The sequence below is a fragment of the Nocardioides litoris genome (assembly GCF_006346315.1).
Classification (GTDB): domain Bacteria; phylum Actinomycetota; class Actinomycetes; order Propionibacteriales; family Nocardioidaceae; genus Nocardioides; species Nocardioides litoris.
Map to the genome: position 1 here is coordinate 1 of NZ_VDMR01000009.1, position 25,578 is coordinate 25,578.

General features: G+C 73.2%; 25 protein-coding genes, 1 tRNA gene and 1 rRNA gene. 12 read left to right on the top strand and 15 right to left on the bottom strand.

Annotated features, from left to right (window positions below; all coding sequences use genetic code 11):
* The first annotated feature begins 3 nt into the window (after positions 1-3).
* Positions 4-120, top strand: a 5S ribosomal RNA gene (gene rrf / locus FJQ57_RS19710).
* An 83-nt stretch (positions 121-203) separates the two neighbouring features.
* On the top strand, positions 204-1,043 hold the full coding sequence (locus FJQ57_RS19715; protein ID WP_246081924.1) for a tetratricopeptide repeat protein: 840 nt from the start codon (positions 204-206) through the stop codon (positions 1,041-1,043).
* An 18-nt stretch (positions 1,044-1,061) separates the two neighbouring features.
* Here FJQ57_RS19715 and FJQ57_RS19720 read toward each other — a convergent pair whose 3' ends face one another.
* Entirely contained in the window at positions 1,062-1,577 is a 516-nt protein-coding gene (locus FJQ57_RS19720) for a hypothetical protein (protein WP_139983674.1), read from the bottom strand.
* Positions 1,578-1,638: 61 nt separating this feature from the next.
* On the opposite strand from FJQ57_RS19720, the gene FJQ57_RS19725 reads away from it, so the two are divergent.
* Both FJQ57_RS19725 and FJQ57_RS19730 read left to right on the top strand, forming a co-directional pair.
* Entirely contained in the window at positions 1,639-2,571 is a 933-nt protein-coding gene (locus tag FJQ57_RS19725) for an alpha/beta fold hydrolase (protein ID WP_139983676.1), read from the top strand.
* Between the two features lie 101 nt (positions 2,572-2,672).
* Entirely contained in the window at positions 2,673-3,191 is a 519-nt protein-coding gene (locus FJQ57_RS19730; protein WP_139983678.1) for a DUF3145 domain-containing protein, read from the top strand.
* Positions 3,192-3,206: 15 nt separating this feature from the next.
* Here the strand turns inward: FJQ57_RS19730 and FJQ57_RS19735 are convergent, their stop codons facing one another.
* The 7 genes from FJQ57_RS19735 to FJQ57_RS19765 all read right to left on the bottom strand — a co-directional run bounded on the left by FJQ57_RS19735 (position 3,207) and on the right by FJQ57_RS19765 (position 10,256).
* Positions 3,207-3,653, bottom strand: a complete 447-nt coding sequence (locus tag FJQ57_RS19735) for a hypothetical protein (RefSeq protein WP_139983680.1) — start codon at positions 3,651-3,653, stop codon at positions 3,207-3,209.
* An 83-nt stretch (positions 3,654-3,736) separates the two neighbouring features.
* On the bottom strand, positions 3,737-5,185 hold the full coding sequence (locus FJQ57_RS19740; protein WP_139983682.1) for an acyl-CoA carboxylase subunit beta: 1,449 nt from the start codon (positions 5,183-5,185) through the stop codon (positions 3,737-3,739).
* Between the two features lie 23 nt (positions 5,186-5,208).
* On the bottom strand, positions 5,209-6,471 hold the full coding sequence (locus FJQ57_RS19745) for a beta-ketoacyl-[acyl-carrier-protein] synthase family protein (protein WP_139983684.1): 1,263 nt from the start codon (positions 6,469-6,471) through the stop codon (positions 5,209-5,211).
* On the bottom strand, positions 6,471-6,716 hold the full coding sequence (locus tag FJQ57_RS19750; protein ID WP_139983686.1) for an acyl carrier protein: 246 nt from the start codon (positions 6,714-6,716) through the stop codon (positions 6,471-6,473). The genes FJQ57_RS19745 and FJQ57_RS19750 overlap by 1 nt, the downstream gene beginning before the upstream one ends.
* Before the next feature lie 53 nt (positions 6,717-6,769).
* A complete protein-coding gene (locus FJQ57_RS19755; RefSeq protein ID WP_139983688.1) occupies positions 6,770-7,777 on the bottom strand; it encodes a beta-ketoacyl-ACP synthase III in 1,008 nt (335 codons plus the stop codon).
* Complete coding sequence (locus FJQ57_RS19760; RefSeq protein WP_139983690.1) at positions 7,774-8,961, bottom strand: acyltransferase domain-containing protein; 1,188 nt, start codon at positions 8,959-8,961, stop codon at positions 7,774-7,776. Before FJQ57_RS19760 ends, FJQ57_RS19755 begins: the two co-directional genes overlap by 4 nt.
* Positions 8,962-9,041: 80 nt before the next feature.
* On the bottom strand, positions 9,042-10,256 hold the full coding sequence (locus FJQ57_RS19765; protein WP_246081925.1) for a PucR family transcriptional regulator: 1,215 nt from the start codon (positions 10,254-10,256) through the stop codon (positions 9,042-9,044).
* A gap of 187 nt (positions 10,257-10,443) precedes the next feature.
* Between FJQ57_RS19765 and FJQ57_RS19770 the strand changes: the two genes are divergently transcribed.
* On the top strand, positions 10,444-11,400 hold the full coding sequence (locus FJQ57_RS19770) for an alpha/beta fold hydrolase (protein ID WP_139983692.1): 957 nt from the start codon (positions 10,444-10,446) through the stop codon (positions 11,398-11,400).
* Positions 11,401-11,603: 203 nt separating this feature from the next.
* Here FJQ57_RS19770 and aceE read toward each other — a convergent pair whose 3' ends face one another.
* On the bottom strand, positions 11,604-14,399 hold the full coding sequence (gene aceE, locus FJQ57_RS19775; RefSeq protein WP_139983694.1) for a pyruvate dehydrogenase (acetyl-transferring), homodimeric type: 2,796 nt from the start codon (positions 14,397-14,399) through the stop codon (positions 11,604-11,606).
* A 220-nt stretch (positions 14,400-14,619) separates the two neighbouring features.
* Here aceE and FJQ57_RS19780 point away from each other — a divergent pair, with 220 nt between their 5' ends.
* The 4 genes from FJQ57_RS19780 (at position 14,620) to FJQ57_RS19795 (ending at position 17,871) form a co-directional block, all read left to right on the top strand.
* Entirely contained in the window at positions 14,620-15,048 is a 429-nt protein-coding gene (locus FJQ57_RS19780; RefSeq protein WP_246081926.1) for a DUF3052 domain-containing protein, read from the top strand.
* 87 nt (positions 15,049-15,135) lie between these two features.
* Entirely contained in the window at positions 15,136-16,824 is a 1,689-nt protein-coding gene (locus tag FJQ57_RS19785; protein WP_139983697.1) for an AMP-binding protein, read from the top strand.
* Complete coding sequence (locus FJQ57_RS19790; protein ID WP_139983699.1) at positions 16,821-17,285, top strand: peroxiredoxin; 465 nt, start codon at positions 16,821-16,823, stop codon at positions 17,283-17,285. The genes FJQ57_RS19785 and FJQ57_RS19790 overlap by 4 nt, the downstream gene beginning before the upstream one ends.
* Positions 17,286-17,568: 283 nt before the next feature.
* On the top strand, positions 17,569-17,871 hold the full coding sequence (locus tag FJQ57_RS19795; protein WP_139983701.1) for a DUF3467 domain-containing protein: 303 nt from the start codon (positions 17,569-17,571) through the stop codon (positions 17,869-17,871).
* A 7-nt stretch (positions 17,872-17,878) separates the two neighbouring features.
* Here the strand turns inward: FJQ57_RS19795 and FJQ57_RS19800 are convergent.
* Positions 17,879-17,953, bottom strand: a tRNA-Val gene (locus FJQ57_RS19800).
* Between the two features lie 146 nt (positions 17,954-18,099).
* Here FJQ57_RS19800 and FJQ57_RS19805 point away from each other — a divergent pair.
* Positions 18,100-18,531 (top strand): hypothetical protein, encoded by a 432-nt coding sequence (locus FJQ57_RS19805; protein WP_139983703.1) that lies wholly within the window; start codon positions 18,100-18,102, stop codon positions 18,529-18,531.
* Between the two features lie 47 nt (positions 18,532-18,578).
* Positions 18,579-19,457, top strand: coding sequence for a serine/threonine-protein kinase (locus tag FJQ57_RS19810; RefSeq protein ID WP_139983704.1), 879 nt, complete (start codon positions 18,579-18,581; stop codon positions 19,455-19,457).
* 18 nt (positions 19,458-19,475) lie between these two features.
* On the opposite strand, the gene FJQ57_RS19815 is transcribed toward FJQ57_RS19810, so the two are convergent.
* From FJQ57_RS19815 to FJQ57_RS19830, 4 genes are read right to left on the bottom strand one after another with little or no spacing between them, the layout of a single operon-like run.
* The gene (locus FJQ57_RS19815) at positions 19,476-20,567 is read right to left on the bottom strand and encodes a serine/threonine-protein kinase (protein ID WP_139983706.1); all 1,092 of its coding nucleotides are present in this window, start codon (positions 20,565-20,567) and stop codon (positions 19,476-19,478) included.
* Complete coding sequence (locus FJQ57_RS19820) at positions 20,564-21,232, bottom strand: response regulator transcription factor (protein ID WP_139983708.1); 669 nt, start codon at positions 21,230-21,232, stop codon at positions 20,564-20,566. The genes FJQ57_RS19815 and FJQ57_RS19820 overlap by 4 nt, the downstream gene beginning before the upstream one ends.
* A 3-nt stretch (positions 21,233-21,235) precedes the next feature.
* A complete protein-coding gene (locus tag FJQ57_RS19825; RefSeq protein ID WP_246081927.1) occupies positions 21,236-22,705 on the bottom strand; it encodes a sensor histidine kinase in 1,470 nt (489 codons plus the stop codon).
* A complete protein-coding gene (locus FJQ57_RS19830; protein WP_139983712.1) occupies positions 22,674-23,057 on the bottom strand; it encodes a hypothetical protein in 384 nt (127 codons plus the stop codon). Before FJQ57_RS19830 ends, FJQ57_RS19825 begins: the two co-directional genes overlap by 32 nt.
* Before the next feature lie 140 nt (positions 23,058-23,197).
* On the opposite strand from FJQ57_RS19830, the gene FJQ57_RS19835 reads away from it, so the two are divergent.
* Positions 23,198-24,772 carry an AMP-binding protein gene (locus FJQ57_RS19835; RefSeq protein WP_139983714.1) on the top strand — a complete coding sequence of 525 codons (1,575 nt, stop codon included), beginning with the start codon at positions 23,198-23,200 and terminating at the stop codon, positions 24,770-24,772.
* A 496-nt stretch (positions 24,773-25,268) separates the two neighbouring features.
* Here the strand turns inward: FJQ57_RS19835 and FJQ57_RS19840 are convergent, their stop codons facing one another.
* Positions 25,269-25,556: a zinc-ribbon domain-containing protein gene (locus FJQ57_RS19840; protein WP_139983716.1), complete on the bottom strand. Its 288-nt coding sequence runs from the start codon at positions 25,554-25,556 to the stop codon at positions 25,269-25,271.
* Between the last annotated feature and the right edge of the window lie 22 nt (positions 25,557-25,578).

Here is a 25,578-nt window from a genome sequence, read left to right on the forward strand (position 1 = left end):
AGTTACGGCGGCCATAGCGGCAGGGAAACACCCGGACCCATACCGAACCCGGAAGTTAAGCCTGCCAGCGCCGATGGTACTGCAACCGCGAGGCTGTGGGAGAGTAGGACGCCGCCGGACAAGCATTGGGTAGAGGCCACCGAAAGGTGGCCTCTACTCTGTTTTGCAGACGTTTCTCGAGATCTGAAGAGGGAGTACCGATCGTGGCCAACGAGCGTGGCTCGCGGCCGCAGGGCGGCCGGAGCGGAAGGCCCGCACAGGGCGGAGCCAAGAAGGGCGCCGGCGGCGCCCGTCCCCAGCGACGCGGCGACTGGAAGCGCCCCGCGGACAAGCAGGCGCCCCGGAGCGCCGAGCAGGCCGTCTACGACGGCCCCCCGCTGCCGGAGGACGTGACGGGCCGCGAGCTCGACCGTGCGATCACCGCCCAGCTCAAGGGTCTCCCCGAGAAGCTCGCCGCCCGCGTCGCGCGGCACCTCGCAGCAGCCGGCCTGCTGGTCGACTCCGACCCCGAGACGGCCTACCAGCACACCCTGGCTGCCCGGGCCCGAGCGCCCCGCCTCGCCGTCGTGCGTGAGGCGGCCGGCGAGGCGGCGTACGCGGCCGGCCACTACGCCGAGGCGCTCGCGGAGCTGCGGGCGGCCAAGCGGATGAACGGCGCCACGGCCTACCTGCCGATCATGGCCGACTGCCACCGCGCCCTGGGCAACCCGACGCGCGCCCTCGAGCTGGCCAAGAGCCCGTCGGTCGCCTCGTTCAGTGCCGACGCCAAGGCTGAGATGACCCTGGTCGAGGCCGGCGCCCGTCGCGACCTCGGACAGCTCGACGCCGCGCTGCGCGTGCTCGAGAACGCGCCGCTGACGAGCAAGAGCCGGGAGGCCTGGGTCGTGCGTCTGCGCTACGCCTACGCCGACGCGCTGGTCGCGGCCGGCCGCGAGAAGGACGCCCTGGCCTGGTTCCACCGGACCCACGCCATCGACGCCGAGGAGATCACCGACGCCGCTGCGCGGGCCGACGACCTCGAGCGCCGGCTCGACGAGAGCTGAGCGGGCACCTGCGCGGGTTCAGCGCGGCAGGACGTTGACGACGGCCCCGGTGCCCGCCGGGAGCGTGGCCCACTGGAGGTCCTCGCTGAACGCCAGGCGGACCGGGTCGACCACGGCCACGGCCGGTTGGTCGCTCACGACCTGGAGCAGGATGCTGTCGCCCGCCGACAGGTCTTGGCCCTCCGGGTTGACCAGCTGGCGGCAGAAGGACTCGGGCTCGGTGGTGACGCCGATCGAGCCCGCCCGGCACAGCAGCGGGGTCAGGCTGACGGCGACGTTGCTGGTCGCCTGCACCTTGACGCCGGAGAGGTGCAAGGTGCGGCCGAAGTCGGCCGGGGCGGTGAACATGCCGACGTACACCGGCTCGGAGACCGGGGTCGCGGCCGGCACGAGCCGGTCGGCATCGACCGGCAAGGCGGCGGGGGAGCCCCGCAGCCACAGGCCGAGCCCGGTGGCCAGGACCGCGATGGTGATGCCGGCCACGAGCAGCAGCCGGTGGCGGGGACGCACCTGCAGGCCCCCCGTGCTCGACACGGCGACAGAGTAGCGGCCGGACCGCCGCCACCTCGACGAGGTCCGTGGGAGGATGCGCGGCGTGGCCGACGTCGAGCGTCCTGCCCTCGAGGGCACGGTGGCGGTGCGTGCCGGACGCCGGCTGAGCTTCGCCGAGTACGGCTCGCCGCGCGGGCCGGCGCTGGTCTGGATGCACGGCACCCCGGGGGCGCGGCGTCAGATCCCGCTCGAGGCCCGTGCGTACGCCGAGCGGCACGGCGTGCGCATCATCGGCATCGACCGGCCGGGGATCGGGTCGTCGACGCCCTACCTGTACCCCTGCATCTCCGACTGGACCGCTGACCTCGAGCTGCTGCTCGACGCGCTGGCGGTCGACGACCTGCGGATCGTGGGACTCTCGGGTGGTGGGCCGTACGCGCTCGCTGCGGGAGCTGCCCTGCCCGACCGGGTGCGCGGGGTCGGCGTCCTCGGGGGCGTCGCTCCCACGGTCGGCGTCGATGCGGCCGAGGGCGGGCCGATCCGGCTCGCGGTGCGCCTGGCGCCGCTGCTGCGGGCGACGAGGGTGCCGCTCGGCGTGGCCCTGACCCAGGGCGTCCGGCTCGTCCGGCCGCTGGCCGGCAGCGCCCTCGACCTGTACGCCGCGGTGCAGCCGCCCGGCGACAAGAACCTTCTCTCGCGGCCGGAGTTCAAGGCCATGTTCCTCGACGACCTGCTCAACGGCTCCCGCTTCCAGGCGCTCGCGCCGCTGAGCGACCTCGTGCTGTTCACGCGGCCGTGGGGCTTCGAGGCGTCCGACGTCCAGGTGCCGGTGCGGTGGTGGCACGGCGACGACGACCACATCGTGCCGCTCGCCCACGGCGAGCACCTCGTGGCCCGGCTGCCCGACGCCACGCTCACCGTGATCAGCGGCGAGAGCCACCTGGGCGGTCTCGGCATCGCCGAGGAGGTCGTCTCGACCCTGATGGGGCAGAGGGACGCGAGCACTGGTGCCGACGCGCCTCATGCGTCACACTAGAGATCTAACTACACACGTGTCACGTGCAGCCGTGACGACGGATCCACCTCCGAGAGCCCGCTGGGGAAGGCGTAGCTCACGCCGGAGACAAAGGAGATGTCGTGACTGTTCGCACTGCTGACCGCACCCTGAGCCGCGGTGTCCTCTACGTGCACTCAGCGCCCTCGGCGCTGTGCCCGCACGTGGAGTGGGCAGTCGGCGGCGTCCTCGGGGTGCAGACCAACCCGACCTGGACGCCGCAGCCGGCGCAGTCGGGCACCTACCGCGCCGAGCTCTCGTGGACCGGCGTGGCGGGTTCGGCTGCCGCCATCGCCTCTGCGCTGCGCGGCTGGAACCACCTGCGCTTCGAGGTGACCGAGGACCCGAGCCCCGGCACGGAGGGCTCGCGCTGGTCCTACACGCCCGACCTCGGCGTCTTCCACGCCGTGACCGGCATCCACGGCGACATCATGATCCCCGAGGACCGCCTCAAGGCCGCCGTGGTGAAGTCGGCCCTCGGCGAGACGACGCTCGAGAACGAGATCGACAAACTGCTCGGCAAGCCGTGGGACGACGAGCTGGAGACCTTCCGGCACGCCGGCGAGGGCGCCCCGGTGCGCTGGCTGCACCAGGTCGTCTGACCGACCGCCGCGGCGTCAGCGGCGCTTGCGGAAGATCTTGAAGTACGTCGGCGCGCGGTTGAGCGTGATCTCGTCACGCCCGTCGGTCACGATCATCTGCATCTTGATCTTGTAGCGACCCGGCTTGATGCTCGAGCCGCACATCGGGAAGGTCAGCGAGCCGGTGGTCTGGCCGAGCTTGTTGGGCGAGTTGGAGTCCCAGAACTCGCTGCGGATCGAGAAGCCGCGCGGCTCGATGATGTTGGCGATCACCGTCCAGCCGTCGTTGCCGGCCGGGGGAGTGAAGCGCCAGTTGAGCCGGTAGCGGGCGCACTGGGGCTTCCAGGCCTGACGCGGGGCCGTGATGACGCCGATGCTGTTGTCGACGGCCGCGGACGCGGGCGGTGCCGGCGTGGGGGCCGCACTCAGCCCGGCGGCGAGCAGCAGCCCGGCGGCGGACGAGGCGAGGATGCGCCGGAACATGGGGATCGACCTCCGTGGGTGGGTGTGACGTGCGTCAAACATACCAACGGGTAGCAGGCGGCCCGGGTTACGGCCGTGGAGCCCTAGAGCGGGATGTTGCCGTGCGCCCCGCGGCGTACGCCGTCGCGCTGGACGGCCTCGGCGATCGCGCGCGCGATCGCGCCACGGGTGCGGTCGGGCTCGACGACCTCGTCGACGACCCCGATCTCGACGGCCCTGTCGACACCGCCGGCGATGCGCTCGTGCTCGGCGGCCAGCTCGGCCTCGACCTGGGGCCGGATCTCGGGCGGCACCTCGGCCAGCCGCCGGCGGTGGAGGATGCGCACAGCGGCGACCGCGCCCATCACCGCCACCTCGGCTCCCGGCCAGGCGAAGACCTTGGTGGCGCCGAGGGACCGGGCGTTCATGGCGATGTAGGCGCCGCCGTAGGTCTTGCGGGTGACCAGGGTGATCCGCGGGACCACGCACTCGCCGAACGCGTGGAGCAGCTTGGCCCCGCGGCGCACGACGCCGTCCCACTCCTGGCCGACGCCGGGCAGGTAGCCCGGCACGTCGACGAGCACGACGAGCGGCACGCCGAACGCGTCGCACATGCGCACGAAGCGGGACGCCTTCTCGGCCGACAGGGAGTCGAGGCAGCCGCCGAGGCGCAACGGGTTGTTGGCGACCACGCCGACGGTGCGACCACCGAGCCGACCGAGGGCGGTGACGATGTTGGGGGCCCAACGGGCGTGCAGCTCCTGGACCGTGCCCTCGTCGAGCACCTTCTCGACCAGCGGGTGGACGTCGTAGGCGCGCTTCTTGGACTCGGGCAGCGCGTCCTCCAGCGGGAGGTCCTCGACGTCGTCGACGACGAGGCTGCCCTGCGACCCCAGGAGCGAGGCCACGGTGCGGGCCCGCTCGAGCGCCTCGGCCTCGGAGTCGGTGAGCACGTGCACGACGCCGGAGCGGCGGCCGTGGGGCTCGGGGCCGCCGAGGCGGAGCATGTCGACCGCCTCGCCGGTGACCGAGCGGACCACGTCGGGGCCGGTGACGAAGATGCGGCCCTCGGGCCCGAGGATGACGACGTCGGTCAGCGCCGGGCCGTAAGCCGCCCCGCCGGCCGCCGGGCCGAGCACGACGGAGACCTGCGGCACGACGCCGGAGGCCTGGGTCATCACCTGGAAGATCCGGCCGACGGCGTGCAGCGAGAGCACGCCCTCGGCGAGCCGGGCGCCGCCGGAGTGCCACAGCCCGATGATCGGGACGCGCTCGGTCAGCGCCCGGTGGTAGGCGTCGACCACGACGCGGCACCCGAGGTCGCCCATGGCGCCGCCCATCACCGTGGCGTCGCTGCAGAACGCCACCACCCGGGTGCCGTCGACCGTGCCGACGGCGGCCACCATGCCCGAGTCGTCGTCGGGCGTGATCAGCTCGAGCGTGCCCTCGTCGAGGAGGTGGCGCAGCCGGGTGACCGGGTTGCGGGGGTCCTCGGAGCGGGGCAGCTTGACCTTCGCCGGAGCGGCGGACGGGGCAGAAGGGGCGGCGGTCATGGTGGTCTCCCGGGTCGGGGCGGTCAGGCGGTGGCGAAGACCACGGCGACGTTGGCGCCGCCGAAGCCGAAGGAGTTGTTGAGCGCGGCGACGTCGCCCACCGGGAGGTCGCGGACCTTGGTGGCGATGTCGAGCTCGACCTGCGGGTCCTGGTCGTCGAGGTTGATGGTCGGCGGCACGATGCGGTGCTGCAGCGCGAGCACGGTGGCCACGGCCTCGAGGGCCCCGGCACCGCCGAGCAGGTGCCCGGTCATCGACTTGGTGCTGGTGACGACCACGTCGCCGACGTGGGAGCCGAGGGTCGCGTGCAGCATCAGGCCCTCGGCGATGTCGCCCTGCGGGGTCGAGGTGGCGTGGGCGTTGACGTGCTTGATGACCGACGGGTCGACGTCGGACTCCAGCAGCGCCCGCTTGATCGCGCGGGAGCCGCCGGACCCGGATGGGTCGGGCTGGGCGATGTCGTGGGAGTCGGCGGTGATGCCGGCGCCCAGCACCTCGGCGTACACGCGGGCGCCGCGGGCGCGGGCGTGCTCCTCGGACTCGAGCACCAGCACCCCGGCGCCCTCGCCGAGCACGAACCCGTCGCGGCCGGTGTCCCACGGCCGGCTGACCGTGGTGGGGTCGGCGCCGTCGGCGCTGCCGGTCTTGGACAGCGCCATCATGTTGGCGAACGCGGCCATCGGCAGCGGGTGGATCGCGGCCTCGGTGCCGCCGGCGACGACGACGTCGGCCCGGCCGAGCCGGATCTGGTCGATCGCCATGGCGATGGCCTCGTTGCCGGACGCGCAGGCCGAGATCGGGGTGTTGACCGCGGCCCGCGCGCCGATGATCAGGCTGATGTTGGCCGCCGGCCCGTTGGCCATGAGCATCGGCACCGCGAGGGGGGAGACCCGGCGCGGGCCCTTCTCCTTCATGGTGTCGTAGTTGGCCAGCAGGGTGGACACGCCGCCGATGCCGGTGGCCATGGCGACCCCGACCCGGTCGCCGTCGAGGTCGCCGGCCTCCTGGGCCGCGGCCAGGCCGGCGTCGGCCCAGGCCTCGGTGGCGGCCACGACGGCGAGCTGCGAGCTGCGGTCGAGGCGGCGGGCCTTGACCCGGTCGAGGACCGTGGTCGGGTCGACCGCCGCCGGCGCGCCGATCTTCACCGCAAGGTCCTCGACCCAGTCCTGCTCGAGGCGGCGTACGCCGGACCGGCCGGCGAGCATGCCGTCCCAGGTCGTCTCCACGTCGCCACCGAGCGGGCTGGTCGTGCCGAGGCCGGTGACGACGACGCGCGTGCGGGACATCAGGCGGACGCGCGCTCGATGTAGGCCACGGCGTCGCCGACGGTCTTGAGGTTCTTGACCTCGTCGTCGGGGATCGTGACGCCGAACTTCTCCTCGGCGGCGACGACGACCTCGACCATCGAGAGCGAGTCGACGTCGAGGTCGTCGACGAAGCTCTTGTCGAGCTGCACGTCGTCGGGCTCGATGCCGGCGACCTCGTTGACGATCTCGGCCAGGTCGGAGCGGATCTCCTCGGTGGTGGCCATGCTGGTTCTCTCCTCGGGTTGGGTGGCAGGGGGTCTGCCCGGGTGGTGCAGGATCAGGGGACGACGACGACCTGGGCCGCGTAGGCCAGGCCGGCGCCGAAGGCGATGAGCAGCGCGCGGTCGCCGGAGCGGGCCTCGCCGTCGTCGACCATGCGCTGCAGGGCGAGCGGGATGGAGGCGGCGGAGGTGTTGCCCTGCTCGGCGATGTCGCGGGCGATGCGGACGCCGGCGGGCAGCTTCATGGCCCTGGCCATGGCGTCGGTGATGCGCATGTTGGCCTGGTGGGGCACGAACAGGTCGAGGTCGTCGACGGTGAGGCCGGCGCGGTCGATCGCCTGCAGGCCGATCTTGGCCATGGTGAACGACGCCCAGCGGAAGACCGCGCTGCCCTGCATGACCAGGTGCGGGGTCACGGGGGTCTCGGCCGCCATGACGTCGCGCCAGTCGTCGCGGCTGCGGATGAGGTCGTACTGCTCGCCGTCGGAGCCCCAGACCACCGGTCCGATGCCGGGGGTCTCGCTCGGGCCCACCACGACGGCGCCGGCACCGTCGCCGAAGATGAAGGCGGTGCCGCGGTCGGTCCGGTCGAGCATGTCGGTGAGCCGCTCCACGCCGACGACGAGCACGTGGCGGGCGCTGCCGGCGCGGACCATGTCGGCGGCCAGCGCGACGCCGTGGCAGAACCCGGCGCAGGCGGCGGAGACGTCGAAGGCCACCGGCTGCTCGCAGCCGAGCTCGGTGGCGACCAACGGGGCGACGGCCGGGAGCTGCATGAAGTGGCTGACCGTGGCCACGATGACGCCGTCGACCTGCCGGGGGTCGATGCCGGCGTGCTCGAGCGCCCGTCGCGAGGCGGCGACGCTCATCATCTGCACGGTCTCCTCGGGCGAGGCGAAGCGCCGCTCCTTGATGCCGGAGCGCTGCTGGATCCACTCGTCGCTGCTGTCGATGGCCTCGACGACCTCGGCGTTGGGGACGACGCGCGCCGGGCGGTAGGCGCCGAGCCCGAGGATCGCGGCGTGGGCGGCGCCGGTCTGGGCCGCCAGCGGACGGGCGCTCACGCCTCGGCACCCTCGGGGTGCAGCCGCAGCAGCGGCTGGCCGGGGGAGACGAGGTCGCCGTCCTCGACGAGCCACTCCACGACGTGGCCTCCGTGCCGGGCCGTGACGGCGACCCGGTCGCGCAGGCTGCTCACCCCGCCGATCTCGGTGCCGGCGGGCAGCAGGCCGGCCGTTGCGGCGTCCTCGGCGATGGAGAACGTGCCCTTGGCGGGGGAGACGACCATGCGCCAGGTCGGGGTGGTGTCGATCAGCGAGCCCTCGCCGTGCTCGGCGCAGAAGGCGCGCGCCTCGTCGAGCTGGTCGGGCGTCTTGAGGGCGAAGGTGGCCACGCCCTTCAGGGCGCGCTTGGCGATGCCGGTCAGGGTGCCGGCGGGCGGCATCTCGAGGATGCCGGTGACGCCGAGGTCGGCCATGGTCTCCAGGCACAGGTCCCAGCGGACGGGGCTGGCGATCTGCCCGACGATGCGCCGCAGGACGTCGGGGCCGTCGTGGACGACCTGGCCGTCCTTGTTGGAGATGAACGGGATGCGCACGTCGTGGGTGGAGACCGAGCGCGCCAGGCGGGCGACGTGGTCGACCGCGGGGGCCATGTGCTCGGTGTGGAAGGCACCGGCGACCGAGAGCGGCATGAGGCGGGCCTTGGCTGGCGGGTCGGCGGCCAGGGCGGCGAGCTGCTCGGTGGTGCCGGCGGCGACGACCTGGCCGGGCCCGTTGTCGTTGGCCGCGACCAGGCCGTGGCGGTCGAGGGCGGCGCGGACCTCGTCGGGGTCGCCGCCGAGGACCGCGGTCATGCCGGTCGGGGCGGCGGCGGCGGCCGCGGCCATCGCGTTGCCGCGCTCGCGCACCAGGACCATTGCCTGCTCGGCGGTGATGGCCCGGGCACCGACGGCGGCGGCGAGCTCGCCCACGCTGTGGCCGGCGACCGCGCCGACCTGGCTGAAGCCGTCGTTGGGGTGCGGGAACAGCTCCAGCGTGGTCACCAGGGCGGTGGCGACCAGGAGCGGCTGGGCGATGCGGGTGTCACGGATGGTGTCGGCATCCGACACCGTGCCGTGCTCGGCGAGGTCGATGCCGGCGACGGTCGAGAGCCAGTGCAGGCGGGACGCGACGGTGGCGTCCTCGAGCCAGGGCGTGAGGAAACCGGGTGTCTGGGCACCTTGTCCGGGGGCGACGATCACGAGCACGACCCTCACTCTGCCGTCGGCAGGCGGCCGCGCGCGCCTCGGGCTCGCACGAACCTGACGGGGTGAAGTTTGTCGGGTTCCTACAAAGTCGCGGTGCGACCCGACTGCCGCCCGAGGACGAGCGCGACCTGGAGGGTCAGGGCGTCGCGCGGGTCGCCGGGCGTGAGCCCGGTCAGCTCGGCCACCTGACGCATCCGGTAGCGCACGGTGTTGGCGTGCACGAACAGCGCACGGGCGGTGGCCTCGACCGAGCCCCCGGTGGCCAGGTAGGCGCTCAGCGAGTCGGCCAGCCCGCCCCGGGCGCCGACCAACGGCAGCCAGACCTCCTCGACCAGGAAGCGGCGGGCGTGGCCGTCGCCGGCCAGGGCGCGCTCGGGCAGCAGCTCCCCGCTCAGCACCGGCCGTGGCGCGTCGGGCCACCCGGGGGCGGCCCGGTGGGCGGCCAGCGCGGCGCGGGCCGAGGTGTGGGCCAGGCCCAGGTCGGCCACGACCGGTCCCGCCACCACCGGCCCGACCCCGAACTGGTCGAGCAGCCCCGTGGCCGCGGCCCGCGGGTCGTCGACGCCGCCCAGCAGCACCACGAGCCGGTCGCCCTGCGCCGCGCAGAGCGCGTCCATGCCGCGCTCGCGCGCCACGCGCCGTACCTCGTCGAACAGGTCGGTGTCGGTGCGGCGGGCCGGCACGCTGCCCAGCACCACGGCCACGTCGCCACGCGAGGACCAGCCGAGAGCGCTGGCCCGGGACAGCACGGTCTCGTCGGTCTCGGCGCGCAGCACGGCGTCGACGACGAGCGCCTCGAGCCGGGCGTCCCACGCGCCGCGGACCTCGGCGGCCCGGGCGTAGACCTCCGCGGTGGCGAAGGCGATCTCGCGGGCGTAGCGCAGCACCGCCCCGCGCACGTCGGCCGCGTCGGCCGGGTCGACGATGGCGTCGAGGTCGTGCTCGACCACCTCGATCGAGAGCCGCACCAGGTCGACGGTCTGCTGCAGGCTGATCGTGCCCGCGAGGGCGCGGGGCGCGGCGCCGAAGACCGAGGCGGCCACGGCGAACGACGCGGTCGCGTCGCCGCCGGGCGTCCCGTCGTCGGCCGGCGGGGCGGCGTACCAGTCGACGAAGGCCCGGATGCCGGCCTGGACGATCTGGCCGACCCACGACCGCTCGGCCGCGCCGAGCTCGCCGAACCACGGCATCTCGGCGTCCATCCGGGTCATGGCCGAGGTGCTGAGTGCCCCCGAGGACCGGACCAGGGCCGCGGCCGCGCGCTCGCGCGGGCTGCGGGGGGCGCGCGGGGACACCACGACACCCTAGTGCGGGCTCGGGGCACCGGGGCGGGCCATGCCCCGAACGGGCCATGCGGCGTGCTCCGAAGGGTCAGGATCCCGTGGTTGAGCGGGATTCTTCCTTCCAGATCGACTCAAGGGCATGTTGCGCAGGCCACACCACGTGGTTGAATCCGGCACCAGACGACCCAGGAGGCACGCCATGCAGGACGACCCGCACGTGGTGCAGCACGTCACCGTGCACGGGCACCGACGCGCGTTCGTGAAGGTCGGGTCGGGCCCGGCCCTGCTGCTCCTGCACGGCCTCGGCTGCGACCACACGACCTGGACGCCGGTCATCGACACCCTGGCCAAGCGCTACACCGTGGTCGCGCCCGACCTGCTGGGCCACGGCCGGTCCGACAAGCCGCGCGCCGACTACAGCGTGGGCGGCTACGCCAACGGGGTGCGCGACCTGCTCACCGTGCTGGGCATCGACAAGTGCACGGTCGTGGGCCACAGCTTCGGCGGCGGCGTGGCCATGCAGTTCGCCTACCAGTTCCCCGAGCGCACCGAGCGGATGGTGCTCGTCGCCTCCGGCGGGCTCGGGCCCGAGGTGACGCCGGCCATCCGGGCCATCACGACCCCCGGCTTCCACCAGGCCATGGGCCTGCTCACGCTGCCGGGCGTGCGCCACGTCGGCGTCGCCGGTCTGCGCGCCGCCTCGCACACCGGCCTCAAGGCCACCCGCGACCTCGCCGAGGTCGCCGACATCTACGACTCCTTCAAGGACCCCGCGGCCCGCGCCGCGATCCGGCACGTCGTGCGGGCCGTGGTCGACTGGCGGGGCCAGATCGTGACGATGGCCGACCGCGCCTACCTCACCGACGCCATGCCCATGGCCGTCGTGTGGGGCCGCGACGACCACGTCATCCCGGTCAGGCACGCCAGCAACGCCGCCGCGCTCGCGCCCAAGGCGCGGGTGGAGGTGATCCCCAACGCGGGGCACTTCCCGCACAAGGACCACCCCGAGCGGTTCGCCAAGATCGTGCACGACTTCATCCGCACCACCCAGCCCGCGACGTACTCACGGGCCAAGTGGCGCACGCTGCTGCGCAACGGCCAGGTCGGTCCGGTCGGTCCGGTCGGGTTGACCGTGGTGCCGGCCACCACGGCCTGAGGCGCCGCTCGGTCGTGTGGTCTCGAGACAGGCGCTAGCGCGCCTTCCTCGACCACCGTGGGCGCTGGCGCGCCTTCCTCGACCACCGTGGGTGCTGGCGCGCCTTCCTCGACCACCGTGGGCGCTGGCGCGCCTTCCTCGACCACCGTGGGTGCTGGCGCGCCTTCCTCGACCACCGTGGGTGGAGGAAGGCGCGCGCGGCGTCAGGCGTCGCCGCCCTCCTGCTTGACGTCGGCGACGGCGGTGGGGTCGTCGATGCGGTACTGCGTGAAGGCCTTGGTGACCAGGGCCGGGTCGATCTCGCCGGCGTCGGCGAGGGCCTGCAGGGCGCGGACGACGACCGACTGGGCGTCGATGTTGAAGAAGCGGCGGGCGGCGGGGCGGGTGTCGGCGAAGCCGAACCCGTCGGCGCCGAGGACGACGTAGTCGCCGGGCACCCAGCGCGCGATCTGCAGGGGCACGGCGGCCATGTAGTCGGAGACCGCCACGAACGGGCCGCCGGCGCCGTCGAGCTTGGTGGTCACGTAGGGCACGCGCGGGCTGTCGTCGGGGTGGAGGAGGTTGTGGTCTTCCGAGGCGACGGCGTCGCGGGCCAGCTCGTTCCACGAGGTGACCGACCAGGTGTCGGCCTGGACGCCCCAGTCCTCGGCGAGCAGGCGGGCCGCCTCGACCACCCACGGGAAGCCGACGCCGGAGGCCATCAGCTGCACCCGGGGTCCGTCGCCCTGCTCGCCGACCGAGACCCGGTGGACGCCGCGCAGGATGCCCTCGACGTCGACGTCGTCGGGCTGCGCGGGCTGCGCGACCGGCTCGTTGTAGACGGTGAGGTAGTAGATGACGTCCTCGCCGTTGCCGTGCGGGCCGGTGTCGCCGTACATGCGCTCCAGGCCGGCGCGCATGATGTGGCCGATCTCGTAGGCGAAGGCCGGGTCGTAGTGCACGACCGCGGGGTTGGTGGCGGCGATCAGGGGGGAGTGGCCGTCGGCGTGCTGCAGGCCCTCGCCGGTCAGCGTGGTGCGGCCGGCGGTGGCGCCGATGAGGAAGCCGCGGGCGAGCTGGTCGGCCATGGCCCAGATCGAGTCGCCGGTGCGCTGGAAGCCGAACATCGAGTAGAAGATGTAGAACGGGATCATCGGCTCGCCGTGGGTGGCGTACGACGACCCGGCGGCGATGGCCGAGCCCATCGCGCCGGCCTCGGAGATGCCCTCGTGGAGCATCTGGCCCTGCTCGGACTCGGTGTACTTCAGCAGCAGCTTGCGGTCGACCGACTCGTACTGCTGGCCGCCCGGGTTGTAGACCTTGGCGCTCGGGAACATCGAGTCCATGCCGAAGGTGCGGTACTCGTCGGGCGCGATCGGCACGACGCGCTGGCCGATCTCGGGGTCCTTCATCCAGTCGCGCAGCAGCCGGACCACGGCCATGGTGGTGGCGACCTTGTTCTTGCCGCCGCCCTTGGCCAGCTCGGCGTACACCTTGTCGCCGGGCAGCTCGAGGGCCTTGGCGCGCTCGGGGGTACGGCGGGGGAGCGGGCCGCCGAGCTCCTCGCGGCGGTGCATCATGTACTCGATCTCGGGCGACTTCTCGCCCGGGTGGAAGAACGGCGCCGCGCCGGTCTCCTCGTAGGAGCGCTCGAGGTCGCGGTCGGAGATCGGCAGGTAGAGCCGGTCGCGGAACCGCTTGAGGTCGTCGGGGGTCAGCTTCTTCATCTGGTGCGTGGCGTTCTTGCCCTCGAGGGCGTCGATCGTCCAGCCCTTGATGGTCTTGGCCAGGATCACCGTCGGCTGGCCGACGTGCTTGCTCGCGGCGTCGAAGGCGGCGTACACCTTGCGGTAGTCGTGGCCGCCGCGCGGCAGCTTCTGGATCTGGGCGTCGCTCATGTGCTCGACCATGGCCCGCAGCCGCGGGTCGGGGCCGAAGAAGTTCTCGCGGACGTAGCCCCCGCCCTCGACCGAGTAGGTCTGGAAGGCGCCGTCGGGGGTGGTGTTCATCTTGTTGACCAGCACACCGTCGACGTCGCGGGCCAGCAGGTCGTCCCAGCCCTGGCCCCAGATCACCTTGATGACGTTCCAGCCGGCGCCGCGGAAGTTGGACTCCAGCTCCTGGATGATCTTGCCGTTGCCGGTGACCGGGCCGTCGAGCTGCTGCAGGTTGCAGTTGACGACCCAGGTGAGGTTGTCGAGCTCCTCGCGGGCCGCGACCCGGATCGCGCCGAGCGACTCGGGCTCGGCCATCTCACCGTCGCCGAGGAAGGCGTAGACGTTCTGCTGCGAGGTGTCCTTGAGGCCGCGGTTGTGCAGGTAGCGGTTGAAGCGGGCCTGATAGATCGAGTTCAGGGCGGTCAGGCCCATCGAGACCGTCGGGAACTCCCAGAACTCCGGCATCAGCCGGGGGTGGGGGTAGGACGACAGGCCGGCGTGGGCGCCGTGCTGGACCTCCTGGCGGAAGCGGTAGAGCTGCTGCTCGTCGAGGCGGCCCTCGAGGAACGCGCGGGCGTAGATGCCGGGGGAGGCGTGGCCCTGGATGAAGACCTGGTCGCCGCCGCCCGGGTGGTCCTTGCCGCGGAAGAAGTGGTTGAAGCCGACCTCGTAGAGGCTGGCCGAGGACTGGTAGGTGGCGATGTGGCCGCCGACCTCCAGGCCCTTGCGGTTGGCGCTGGAGACCATGACCGCGGCGTTCCAGCGGAGGAAGGCGCGGATGCGCTGCTCGACCTCGTAGTCGCCGGGGAACCACGGCTCGCGCTCGGGCGGGATGGTGTTGATGTAGTCGGTGCTGCGCAGCGCCGGGACCCCGACCTGCGTCTCGCGGGCGCGCTCCAGCAGGCGCAGCATGACGTAGCGGGCACGCTCGCGGCCGCGCTCGTCGAGCATCGCGTCGAAGGAGTCGAGCCAGTCGCGCGTCTCGTCGGGATCGATGTCGGGGAGCTGGGTCGGCAGCCCCTCGTGGATGACCGTCGGGGTCGGCTGGGAACGACGTACGGGGGTCTCCTGCTCGCTGCTCACCTCGCAATCGTCGCACGCACGGACACGCCCGAAAAACGCCCTGGGGGCTACCGGACAGTAGTGAGGACGGCCGTGCGGAACGGTGTCGCAGGACGACCGGTCCGGGTGAAGTGGTTGCGGGCCGGGCGCATCTTCGATGGACTACGGCCCAGCATCGCGCCCCGACGGCGCGGCGTCCCACCCGAAGCAGCACCGGACCCACCCGATGGAGGCACCTCCCGTGAGCTCGACCGCCGGCGGCGGCACCGCCCAGACCGGCATCGCCGACCGACTCAACCTCCGCACCGGCATGGTCGTGCAAGAGCTGGGGTGGGACGACGACACCGACGACGACCTCCGGGTCGCGATCGAGGACGCGATCGACGCCGACATGGTCGACGGCGACTACGGCAACGTGGTCGACGCGGTCGTCCTGTGGTGGCGCGACGAGGACGGTGACCTGGTCGACGGGCTCATGGGCGCGCTGACCGACCTCGTGGGCGGCGGCGTGATCTGGCTGCTGACGCCGAAGATCGGCCGGCCCAACGCCGTCGACGCCGCCGACGTCTCCGAGGCCGCGCCCATCGCCGGCCTCTCGCAGACCACCTCGGTCACGGTCAGCAAGGACTGGGCGGCGACCCGCCTGGTCGCGCCCAAGACCGTCGGCTGACGGCCGCGTCCCGACCCCGTCGGGACGTGACGGCGCCCACCCTCGACGGGGGACCGGCGACCCCGCTGCGCCACTAGGGTGAGGCCCGTGCTCTCCAACGTCGCCGCCGGTGCGAAGGCCGCCGGCACCTCGCTGAAGGTGCTGGGCCAGGCCGGGGTCATCCGCCCCTACTCCCCGGCCACCCTCGTCAAGCTCGCCAAGACCCTGCGCCAGTGGGGCACCGGCCCGGCGGGCGGCTTCACGTCGCTCGCGCTGCGGGTGCCCGACCAGGTGGGCGTCGTCGACGAGCTCGGCGAGCTGACCTTCGGCGAGCTGCACCGCCGCTCCAACGCGCTCGCCCACGCCCTGCGCGACCTCGGCGTCCAGGAGGGTGACGGCATCGGCCTGATGGCGCGCAACCACCGCGGCTTCATCGACGCCAGCATCGCCGCCGCCAAGCTCGGCGCCGACATCATCTACCTCAACACCGCCTTCGCCGGCCCGCAGCTGGTCGAGGTGCTCGAGCGCGACCAGCCCGCCGTGCTGGTGCACGACGAGGAGTTCACCGAGCTCGTCAGCAAGGCCGACGTGGCCACCCGCGTCCTGGCCTGGGCCGACTCCGACCCGTCCGGGCTCGACGAGGGCGTCCGCACCCTCGAGCAGCTCATCGACAGCGGCCGCGACGACGACCTCGACCCGCCCTCGCGCCACGGCCGGCTCATCATCCTCACCTCCGGCACCACCGGTACGCCGAAGGGCGCGCCCCGCAGCGAGGCTGGCGTCGAGGCGGCGGTCGCCCTGTGCGGCTCGATCCCGCTCAAGCACGGCCAGACCTGCCACATCGCCGCGCCGCTGTTCCACACCTGGGGCTACGCCCACCTCGCGCTGTCGATGCTGCTCGGCACCAAGATCGTGCTGCGCCGCAAGTTCGAGCCCGAGCAGTTCCTGGAGACCCTGCGCGAGCACCAGTGCGACACCGCCGCGGTCATCCCGGTCATGCTGCAGCGGGTGCTCGCGCTGCCCGCCGAGACCCTCGACCGCTACGACCTGCCGCGCCTCCAGGTCGTGGCCAGCTCCGGCTCCGCGCTGCCCGGCGACCTCGCGCTGACCTGGATGGACCGGTTCGGCGACAACCTGTACTCCACCTACGGCTCCACCGAGGTCGCCTACGCCGCGATCGCCGGGCCCGCCGACCTCCGCAAGGACCCCGGCACGGCCGGGCGGCCGCCGTACGCCACGACGGTGAAGATCCTCGACGACGACGGCAAGGAGGTGCCGCAGGGCACCTCGGGCCGCATCTTCGTCGGCAACGGCCTGCTCTTCGAGGGCTACACCGGCGGCGGGCACAAGGAGGTCGTCGACGGACTGATGTCCTCGGGCGACGTCGGCCGCATCGACGAGCACGGGCTGCTGGCGATCGAGGGCCGTGACGACGAGATGATCGTCTCCGGCGGCGAGAACGTCTTCCCCAAGGAGGTCGAGGACTGCCTGGCCCGCCACGAGGCGGTCACCGAGGTCGCCGCGATCGGCGTCGACGACGACGACTTCGGCAAGCGCCTGCGCGCCTTCGTGGTCACCTCGGCCGACTCCTCGGTGGACGAGGACGACCTCAAGGGCTGGGTGAAGGAGAACCTCGCGCGCTACAAGGTGCCGCGCGAGATCGTCTTCCTCGACGAGCTGCCCCGCAACGCCACCGGCAAGGTGCTCAAGCGCGAGCTGGTCGAGCACGACGACAGCGGCGAGGGCGAGAGCGGCGACAGCGGCGACACCGGCGACAGCGGCGACGGGGACGAGTGAGCGGGATCGAGCTGGGCGGCCCGGCGCCCGACTTCACCCTGCGCGACCAGTTCGGCCAGGACGTCACGCTGTCGTCGTTCCGGGGCCGCAAGGTCGTGGCGATCCTCTTCTACCCCTTCGCCTTCTCCGGCGTGTGCACCGGCGAGATGTCCGGCATCCGCGACCGGCTCGACGAGTTCCTGACCTTCCACACCGAGGTGCTCGGCATCTCCTGCGACCCGGTCTACGCCCAGCGGGCGTTCGCCGACCAGGACGGGCTCAACTTCCCGCTGCTGAGCGACTTCTGGCCGCACGGCGAGGTCGCCCGTTCCTACGGCGTGCTCGACGAGGACCGCGGGGCGCCGCGGCGCTCGTCGTACGTCGTCGACCGCGACGGCGTGCTGCGCTGGTCGGTGCACAACCCGGGCCCGCAGCCGCGCGACCTGGACGAGCACCTGGCCCGGATGCGCGCCCTTGTCTAGACCGATCGGGTGAATTCCGGCCGGACCTCGCCGTTCGGCTTGCGTCCGACGCCCCACCCGGTAATGTTCGGGTTGTTGAACCGCTGGTGACCCGAGACGCCAGCGGTTCAGCTCTTTTTCCGCACCAGTCGCGAGCGTCGCTCGCCGGGCGGAGGACGCCGCGGAGCCCGCACCGGTCACCCCCACGGAAGCCGGCACGGGCTCCGTCGGTGGTTCGGAGCAGCCCTCGCTCGCGGATGGGTCGGATCGTGGGGCAATTTCGTCGACTCGTCATGATCGGCGCATGACCGAGGACGCACTGCCCCCCGCCTTCAACATCACCGTGCCCCCCGAGCACCTCGAGGGCCACTACGCCGACTTCGCGAGCGTGTGGCACAACAACGAGACGTTCATCCTCGACTTCGTCTCGATGAGCCGACCGCCGCAGCCGACCCGGACCGAGGAGGGCGCCCAGGTCGCCCGCGTCGACGCCCAGGTCGTCACCCGGGTCCGCATCCCCGCCGCCCAGGTGTGGGAGGTCATGAAGGCCCTGCAGGCGCAGCTGGGGCAGTGGGAGACCGAGAACCCGGACCGCCGGCTGGGTTGAGGGCGGCTGGTGGGCGCGGAGGGGATCGAACCCCCGACCACTTCGTTGTAAGCGAAGCGCTCTACCGCTGAGCTACACGCCCGCGGACGGCAGCCTACAAGCGGCCGCGGACGCCCGGGCGGGGGCCATGAGAGGGCTCTCACCGCGACCTCACGGTGGGCTCACCGCGCGGCGGTTGAGTTCTCGTCATCGGGTCGCAGGACGCGGCCCCCGACGGGAGGACCCACCATGAAGCGCAGCACCCTCGCCACCGCCCTCACCACCGGCACCCTCGGCCTCGCCGGGCTGGTCGCCGCCAGCGCCCTCGCGATCCCGGGCGCCTCGGTCGCCAGCCCCAGCGAGGACCGCTGGACCAAGCGCGACGAGGACACCCCCGACGTCGTGCTCGTCGCCGATGACGACGACGACGACACCAATGCCCGCGACGAGGACACCCGCACCCGCGACCAGCAGACCCGCACGCGTGACACCCGCAGCCGCGGCGACGTCGGCGCCGACACCCGCAGCAACGACAACACCGGCACCGGCGACCGCACCGGCCGCGACGACAGCCGCGACCGCCGGGTGAAGGACTGGACGCAGGACGGCCCGGGCGCGCAGAAGCGCGACTGGTCGGTCAACAAGACCAACGACCGCTCGCGCAACAACACCCGCCGCTGACCTCGAGACCTCCGTCCACCCGACGCGACCCGAGAGAGGGACACACCGTGAGCGCTGCCGCCTCCTGGCGCCTGCGCGAGGGAGACGAGATCGCCCCCGAGCTGACCGCGATGCGGCTGCTCGGGGGCGGCTCGGCCTACGAGGCCTACCTCGCCTTCGACGACGTGACCCTGGCCCCGGTCGTGGTCAAGGTCGTCCGCCCCGACCAGGTCGACGACGACCGCAGCCTGCGGGGCCTGGCCCGCGAGGTCGAGTCCCTCGAGCGGGCGCGGCACCCCGTCGTCGTACGGCTGCTGCGGCACGCGACCGACGGCGACCGCCCGCACGTCGTGCTGGAGAACGTCGACGGGCCGCGCCTGTCGAGCCTGGTACGTCGGCACGGACGGCTCTCGCAGCAGCAGTACCTGCCGCTGGCGGTCGACATCGCCTCGGCCCTGCACTTCTTCCGCCGCGTCGACCTGTGCCACCTCGACGTGAAGCCGAGCAACGTGATCATGGGGGCGCCGGCGCGGCTCATCGACCTGTCGGTGGCCCGCACGTCGGCAGAGGCCGCGGCGCTGACCGCGCAGATCGGCACCGACTTCTACATGGCACCCGAGCAGGCCGCGCCCGGCGAGGTCGGCGTGCCCGGTCACGCCAGCGACGTGTGGGGGCTCGGCGCGACGCTGTTCCACGCCGTCGCGGGCTACCGGCCCTTCGACGAGGGTGACCCCGACGCCGCCGACCTCGACGACCGGTTCCCGCAGCTCGTCGACCCGCCGTACGAGCTGCCCGACGACGTGCCGCCGGCCGTGGCCTCGACGGTCCTGGCGATGCTCGAGCCGCGCGCCGAGGACCGTCCCGAGCCCCGGGAGGTCGCCGACGCCCTCGAGCCCGTGCTGGACGCCCAGCCCGAGGTCCGGCTGACCTTCAAGGTCGGTCGCTAGCCCTCGTGGCCGCAGCGGTCAGGGGGCCAGCGCGGCCACGACCAGCAGCAGGAGCATGAGCAAGGCCACGGTGCCCAGGACCCACTGCTGCTGGGGGACCTCGGCCGCGCGGGCCCGCAGGACGGCCAGCCGGTCCTGGAGCGTGGGACCGGACGGCTGGGGGGCCTCCGGCTCGGGCTCGGCCGCGGCCGGTGCCGGTGCCGGCGACGGTGGGGGCTCGGCGGGCGCCGGGGGCCGCACCACGGGAGCGGGCCGCATCCGCACCCGGGTGCGCTCCGGCGCGGGCGGCGTGGCGGCGGCGATGGGCACCGTCGGCGGGGGAGCCGGCTCCTCGAGGGCGACGGCCACCGCGGCGGCGTTGGGCCGGTGGGCGGGCTCCAGCTCGGTCATCGCGAGCAGCAGGTCGCGCACCGCCGGGGGCAGGTCGGCCGGCACCTCGGGCCGCCGGGAGAGCCGCGCGAACGCGGCCTCGGCCGGGTGGCCGGGGTACTCCCGCCGCCCGGTGAGCGCCTCCAGCAGCGTGAGCCCCAGGGCGTAGACGTCGGCGGCGCCCGCGACGGGGGCACCGCGCACCTGCTCCGGCGAGATGTACGCCGCCGTGCCGACCGCGTGGCCGGTCCGCGTGTGGCGGGCCAGGTCACCGATGATGCGGGCGATGCCGAAGTCGGCGAGCTTGACCGCGCCGTCGGTGCGCAGCAGGACGTTGCCGGGCTTGACGTCGCGGTGCACGACGCCGGCCGCGTGCACGTGGGCGAGGGCCTCGGCCACGGCACGGCCGATGGGCCGCACCCGCCCCAGCGGCAGCGGCCCGTGGTCGAGGGCGCGCGCCAGGCTGGGGCCGGTGACCAGCTCGAGCACGAGGAAGGGCCGGTCGGCGGTCTCGGTCAGGCCGGCGTCGAGCACCGTGACCAGGCCGGGGTGGGACAGCGCGGCCAGCGTGCGCGCCTCGGACTCGAACCGGGCGCGGTCGGTGTGGTCGACCGCGCTGTCGCGGAGCAGCTTGACGGCGACCCGGCGGCCCAGACGGGTGTCGGTGGCGGCGTGCACGTCGGCCAGGCCGCCGCGGCCGAGGAGCTCCCCGAGCTCGTAGCGGTCGTGCAGGAGCGTCATGGGTTGAAGCGATATCCCATGCCGCGCACGGTGGCAATCGTGTGGGCCCCGAACTTCTTGCGCAGGTAGCCCACGTACACGTCGACGACGTTGGAGCCCGGGTCGAAGTCGAGCCGCCAGACGTGGTCGAGCAGCTGCTCGCGGGAGAGCACGTTGCCGGCGTTCAGCATGAACGTCTCGGCCAGGGTGAACTCGCGTGCCGACAGGTCGATCTCGCGCCCGTCGACCGTGGCCCGGCGGGTGCGCAGGTCGAGGCGCACGCCGCCGACCTCGAGCGCGTCCTGGGGCGGACCCTGCTGGTCGGACTGCTGGCGCAGGCGCAGCCGGATGCGGGCGAGCAGCTCGGCGAACCGGAAGGGCTTGGGCATGTAGTCGTCGGCGCCGCCCTCCAGGGCGGTGACCGTGTCGCTCACCGAGTCGCGGGCCGTCAGCACGATCACCGGGACCGAGGAGCCGCCCTCGCGCAGGCGCTCGAGGACGGCGTACCCGTCGATGCCGGGCAGGCCGATGTCGAGCACGACGAGGTCGTGGTTGCCGCTGAGGGCCTCGTGGAGGCCGCTCACGCCGTCGGTCACGACGGTCGCGTTGTGCCCCTCCGCGCGCAGCCCCTTGGCCACGAAGGAGGAGATGCGGTCCTCGTCCTCGACGATGAGGATGCGGGCCATGGGTCAGACCTCCTGGGGTGTGGTCGGCGGGTTGGCCGGCGGATTCGTCGGGCGCAGGGGGAGGGACAGCACGAAGCGCGCCCCGTCGGCGTAGGCGTCGTCGAGCCACACCGCGCCCCCGTGGGCGCGGGCGATGCCGGTGACGATGGTCAGGCCGAGGCCGAAGCCGTCGGGGTCGACCTCGCCTGCGCGGGCGCCGCGGCCGAAGCGCTCGAAGATGCGGTCGCGGTCGGCCGGGTCGACGCCGGGGCCGGTGTCACGCACCCACAGCAGCACCTGGTGGTCGACGGTGGCCGAGCCGAGGGCGACGAGGTCACCGGGGCGGGTGTGCTTGACGGCGTTGTGGGCGAGCTGCAGCAGGGCCTGGGTGAGCCGCTGCGGGTCGCCGGGGACGACGACCTCGGCCGCCTCGTCGACGGCCCAGTGCCGGTCGCCGAGGCCCCCGGCCTTGGCCGCCACCGACTCGGTGAGCTCGGCGACGTCGACCTCGGCCGTGGCGAGGAACCCCGGCCGCTCGGTCTTGGCGAGCAGGATCAGGTCCTCGACCAGCCGCGACATCCGGTCGACCTCGTCGAGGAGCATGGTGCGGGTCTCGTCGACCTCGCGCGGGTCACCCGCGTCGAGCAGCTCGAGGTGGCCCTGCAGGATCGTCAGCGGCGTGCGGAGCTCGTGGCCGGCGTCGTCGAGCAGCTGGCGCTGGGCCACGAAGGCCGCCTCGAGCCGGTCGAGCATGCCGTTGAAGGTGCGGGTGAGGGCAGTGATGTCGTCGTTGCCGGTCAGCGGCAGGCGCCGGGACAGGTCGGTCTCGGTGATCTCCTCGGCCGTCGTGCGCACGTCGCGCAGCGGTCGCAGGAGCCGACCGGCCTGGGCGAAGGCGGCCGCGGTGATGACGAGCAGCGCGAGCAGGGCCACCACGACGTAGGTGCGCATGGTGTCGACGAGGTCGGCGCGGTCGATGTCGAGGTACTTGACCACGACCAGCGCGCCCTGCTGGCCCCCGACCGTCGCCCGCTGCGAGCTCAGGAGCAGCTCGCCGCGCTGCGGGTCGTCGAGCCGTCTCGTGCCGCCGTCCCGGACGAGGGGCAGGGCGGCCGCCTCGAAGGCGGGGTCGAGGGTGAGCGCGCGGGCGTCGCGGCCGTTGCCCAGCCGCTCGTCGGCGACGAAGCCGATGAGCGCCTCGTCGTTGTCGGGCACGTTGCGCTGCAGGAAGATCTGCAGCGTGGCCTCCAGGTCGGGCCCGACCCCGGCCGACCCGGTGCCGAGCTGCTTGGCGAACTCGTCGAGCTCCTGCTGGGCGCCCTGCATGCTCCGGTCGTCGAGCCGGCGCAGCTCGATGAGGTAGACGCTCGCCCCCGCCAGGGTCAGGCCGACGGCGACCAGCACCGCGACCGTGACGGTGATGCGGACCCGGACCGAGAAGGCCCGCCCGCGGGGCGGGCGCTCAGTCGTCGCCGTCGTCGTCCCCGTCGTCATCGCCCCGGTCGTCGTCCCCGTCGTCATCGTCCCGGTCGTCCCGGTCGTCCCGGTCGTCCCGGTCGTCCCGTCCGTCGTCCCGGTCGTCGAGGTCCGGCACCACCGGCGTCACCGAGGTGAACGGCGTGCCCGGCGTCCGCGACGGCGGCGCAGCCGGGCTGGTGGGCGAGGTGGGCGAGGTGGGCGAGGTGGGCGAGGCCGGGTCGGACGTGGGCGCGGGGGAGGTGGGCACCACGATGCCGGGCCGGGGCGGCGGGGAGTCGGCGACGGAGGTCAGCACGGTGCCCGCGACGAAACCACCCACCGGCAGCGCGATGGCTGCGAGTGCGATGGTCTGCCACCTGGTCAGCATGTCGCACACGATCCTGCCCGAGCATGGACTGGGGGTGAGAGGGCCATGAGAGGACTCTCATGGCGGGGTGGGGCGGGCTCGGTGTCCGTCACTACAGTGACCGGGGTCACCCGGCCCACCCCGGCTCCCAGGAGGTTCCCGTGCTCGTCCCGCTGACCGTCAACGACTTCATCGACCGGGCCGTGCAGGTCTACGGCGAGCGCATCGGTGTCGTCGACGAGCCCGACCAGCCCGCCCCGTCGCTGGGCGAGGTGACCTACGCCGGCCTCGGCGGCCTCGCCCGGCGCCAGGCGGCCCACCTGGACTCGCTCGGCCTCGACGTGGGCGACCGGGTCGCCGTGGTCAGCCACAACAGCGCGCGGCTGCTGGCGTCGTTCTTCGGCGTCGCGGGCTCCGGGCGCGTGCTCGTGCCCGTCAACTTCCGGCTGCGGCCCGACGAGGTGAGCTACATCGTCGAGCACTCCGGCGCCCGCGTGCTGTACGTCGACCCCGAGCTCGACGAGGCGCTGGCCGGCGTGACCGCCGAGCACCGCTTCGTGCTGGGCCACGACGAGGACCTGTTCGGCGGGGCCGACCTCGCCGACGTCGAGCCGCGTCCGTGGGAGCCCGACGAGGGCGCCACGGCGACCATCAACTACACCTCGGGCACGACCGCGCGGCCCAAGGGCGTGCAGATCACCCACCGCAACATCTGGACCAACGCGGTCACCTTCGCCCTGCACGCCGGTGTCACCGACCGCGACGTCTACCTGCACACGCTGCCGATGTTCCACGCCAACGGCTGGGGGATGCCCTTCGCCATGACCGGCATGGGGGCGCGCCACGTCGTGCTGCGCAAGATCGACGGCGCCGAGATCCTGCGACGCGTGCGCGACCACGGCGTCACCGTCATGTGTGCCGCCCCCGCCGTCGCGGCCGCGGTGCTGGAAGCCGCGCAGTCGTGGGAGGGCGAGGTCCCCGGCCGCGACAAGGTCCGCATCATCATGGCCGGCGCTCCACCGCCCACCAAGACCGTCGCCCGCGTCGAGGCCGAGCTGGGCTGGGAGTTCATCCAGATCTACGGCCTCACCGAGACCTCCCCGCTGCTGACCATCAACCGCACCCGCGAGGAGTGGGACGACCTGGGCACCGAGGAGCGGGCCCAGAAGCTCACCCGGGCCGGCGCGCCCGCCATCGGCGTACGGCTGTCGGTGACCGAGCCGTCCACCGACGAGGACGGCGAGCCGGTGGCCGGTGGCGAGCTGCTCGCCCGGTCCAACGTCGTGCTCGAGGGCTACTGGGAGCAGCCGGAGGAGAGCGCGGTCGCGCTCGAGGGCGGCTGGTTCCACACCGGCGACGGCGCGGTCATCGGCGACGACGGCTACGTCACCATCCAGGACCGCAAGAAGGACGTCATCATCACCGGCGGCGAGAACGTCTCCTCCATCGAGGTCGAGGACGTGCTCTTCTCCCACCCCGCCGTCGCCGAGGTCGCGGTCATCGGGGTCCCCGACGAGAAGTGGGGCGAGACGATCAAGGCGCTCGTCGTCCTGGCCGAGGGCGAGGACGCCTCCGAGGCCGACCTGATCGCCTGGTGCAAGGACAAGGCGGCCGGCTACAAGGCCCCGACCTCGATCGAGTTCCGCGACGAGCTGGCCCGCACCGCCACCGGGAAGCTGCAGAAGTTCAAGCTGCGCGCGCCGTACTGGGAAGGGCGCGAGCGGCAGGTGAACTGACTGTTCGGGTCGCTGCGGGGCGGCGCGCGCCGCAGGCCCGCGCCGCTCTCGGAGGGCTGCCGCGGCTCGGTACGGCGGGCCCGACCGGCGCGGGTGCCGCCCCGGCGCTCCGTGCGCCCGGTGACCCGGTGGTGATGTGGTCGGGGCGCCTGTGCCCCGTCGTCCTGTTCGGGTCGCTGCGGGGAGGCGCGCGCCGCGAGTGCTGTCACCCCACGGTGGTCGAGGAAGGCGCCCTGGCGCCTGTCTCGAGGCCACTGGCCGCAGGTCGGACCTCGGGTCAGTTGCGGTCAGGTGGTCTCGAGACGGTTGCCAGCGCAACCTCCTCGACCACCGTGGGGTCGGGTGGTCTCGAGACGGTTGCCAGCGCAACCTCCTCGACCACCGTGGGGTCGGGTGGTCTCGAGACGGTTGCCAGCGCAACCTCCTCGCCCACCGTGGGGTCAGGTGGTCTCGAGACGGTTGCCAGCGCAACCTCCCCGACCACCGTGCGGCCGGGTCAGTGCTGGGGGACCTGCGGGTGGGAGGGCTGCCCGCCGCCGTACGACGAGCGCAGGTCGGCCGCGCAACGCTCGGCCTCCTCGGCGGTGAGGTGGGACTGCAGGCCGCAGAAGGTGCAGTCGAGCAGGTGCTTGGTGGAGGTCGTGAAGAGCGGGATCCAGAAGAAGGTGAACTTGCGGCGCACCCGGTGCAGGCGGTGCGCGGCGGGGTTGTGGCACTGGCGGCAGACCAGGTTGCCGGTGGCCAGCAGGTCGACATAGGCCTTGGAGCCCCAGATGAAGATCACCCCCAGACGGTACCTAGGGTGG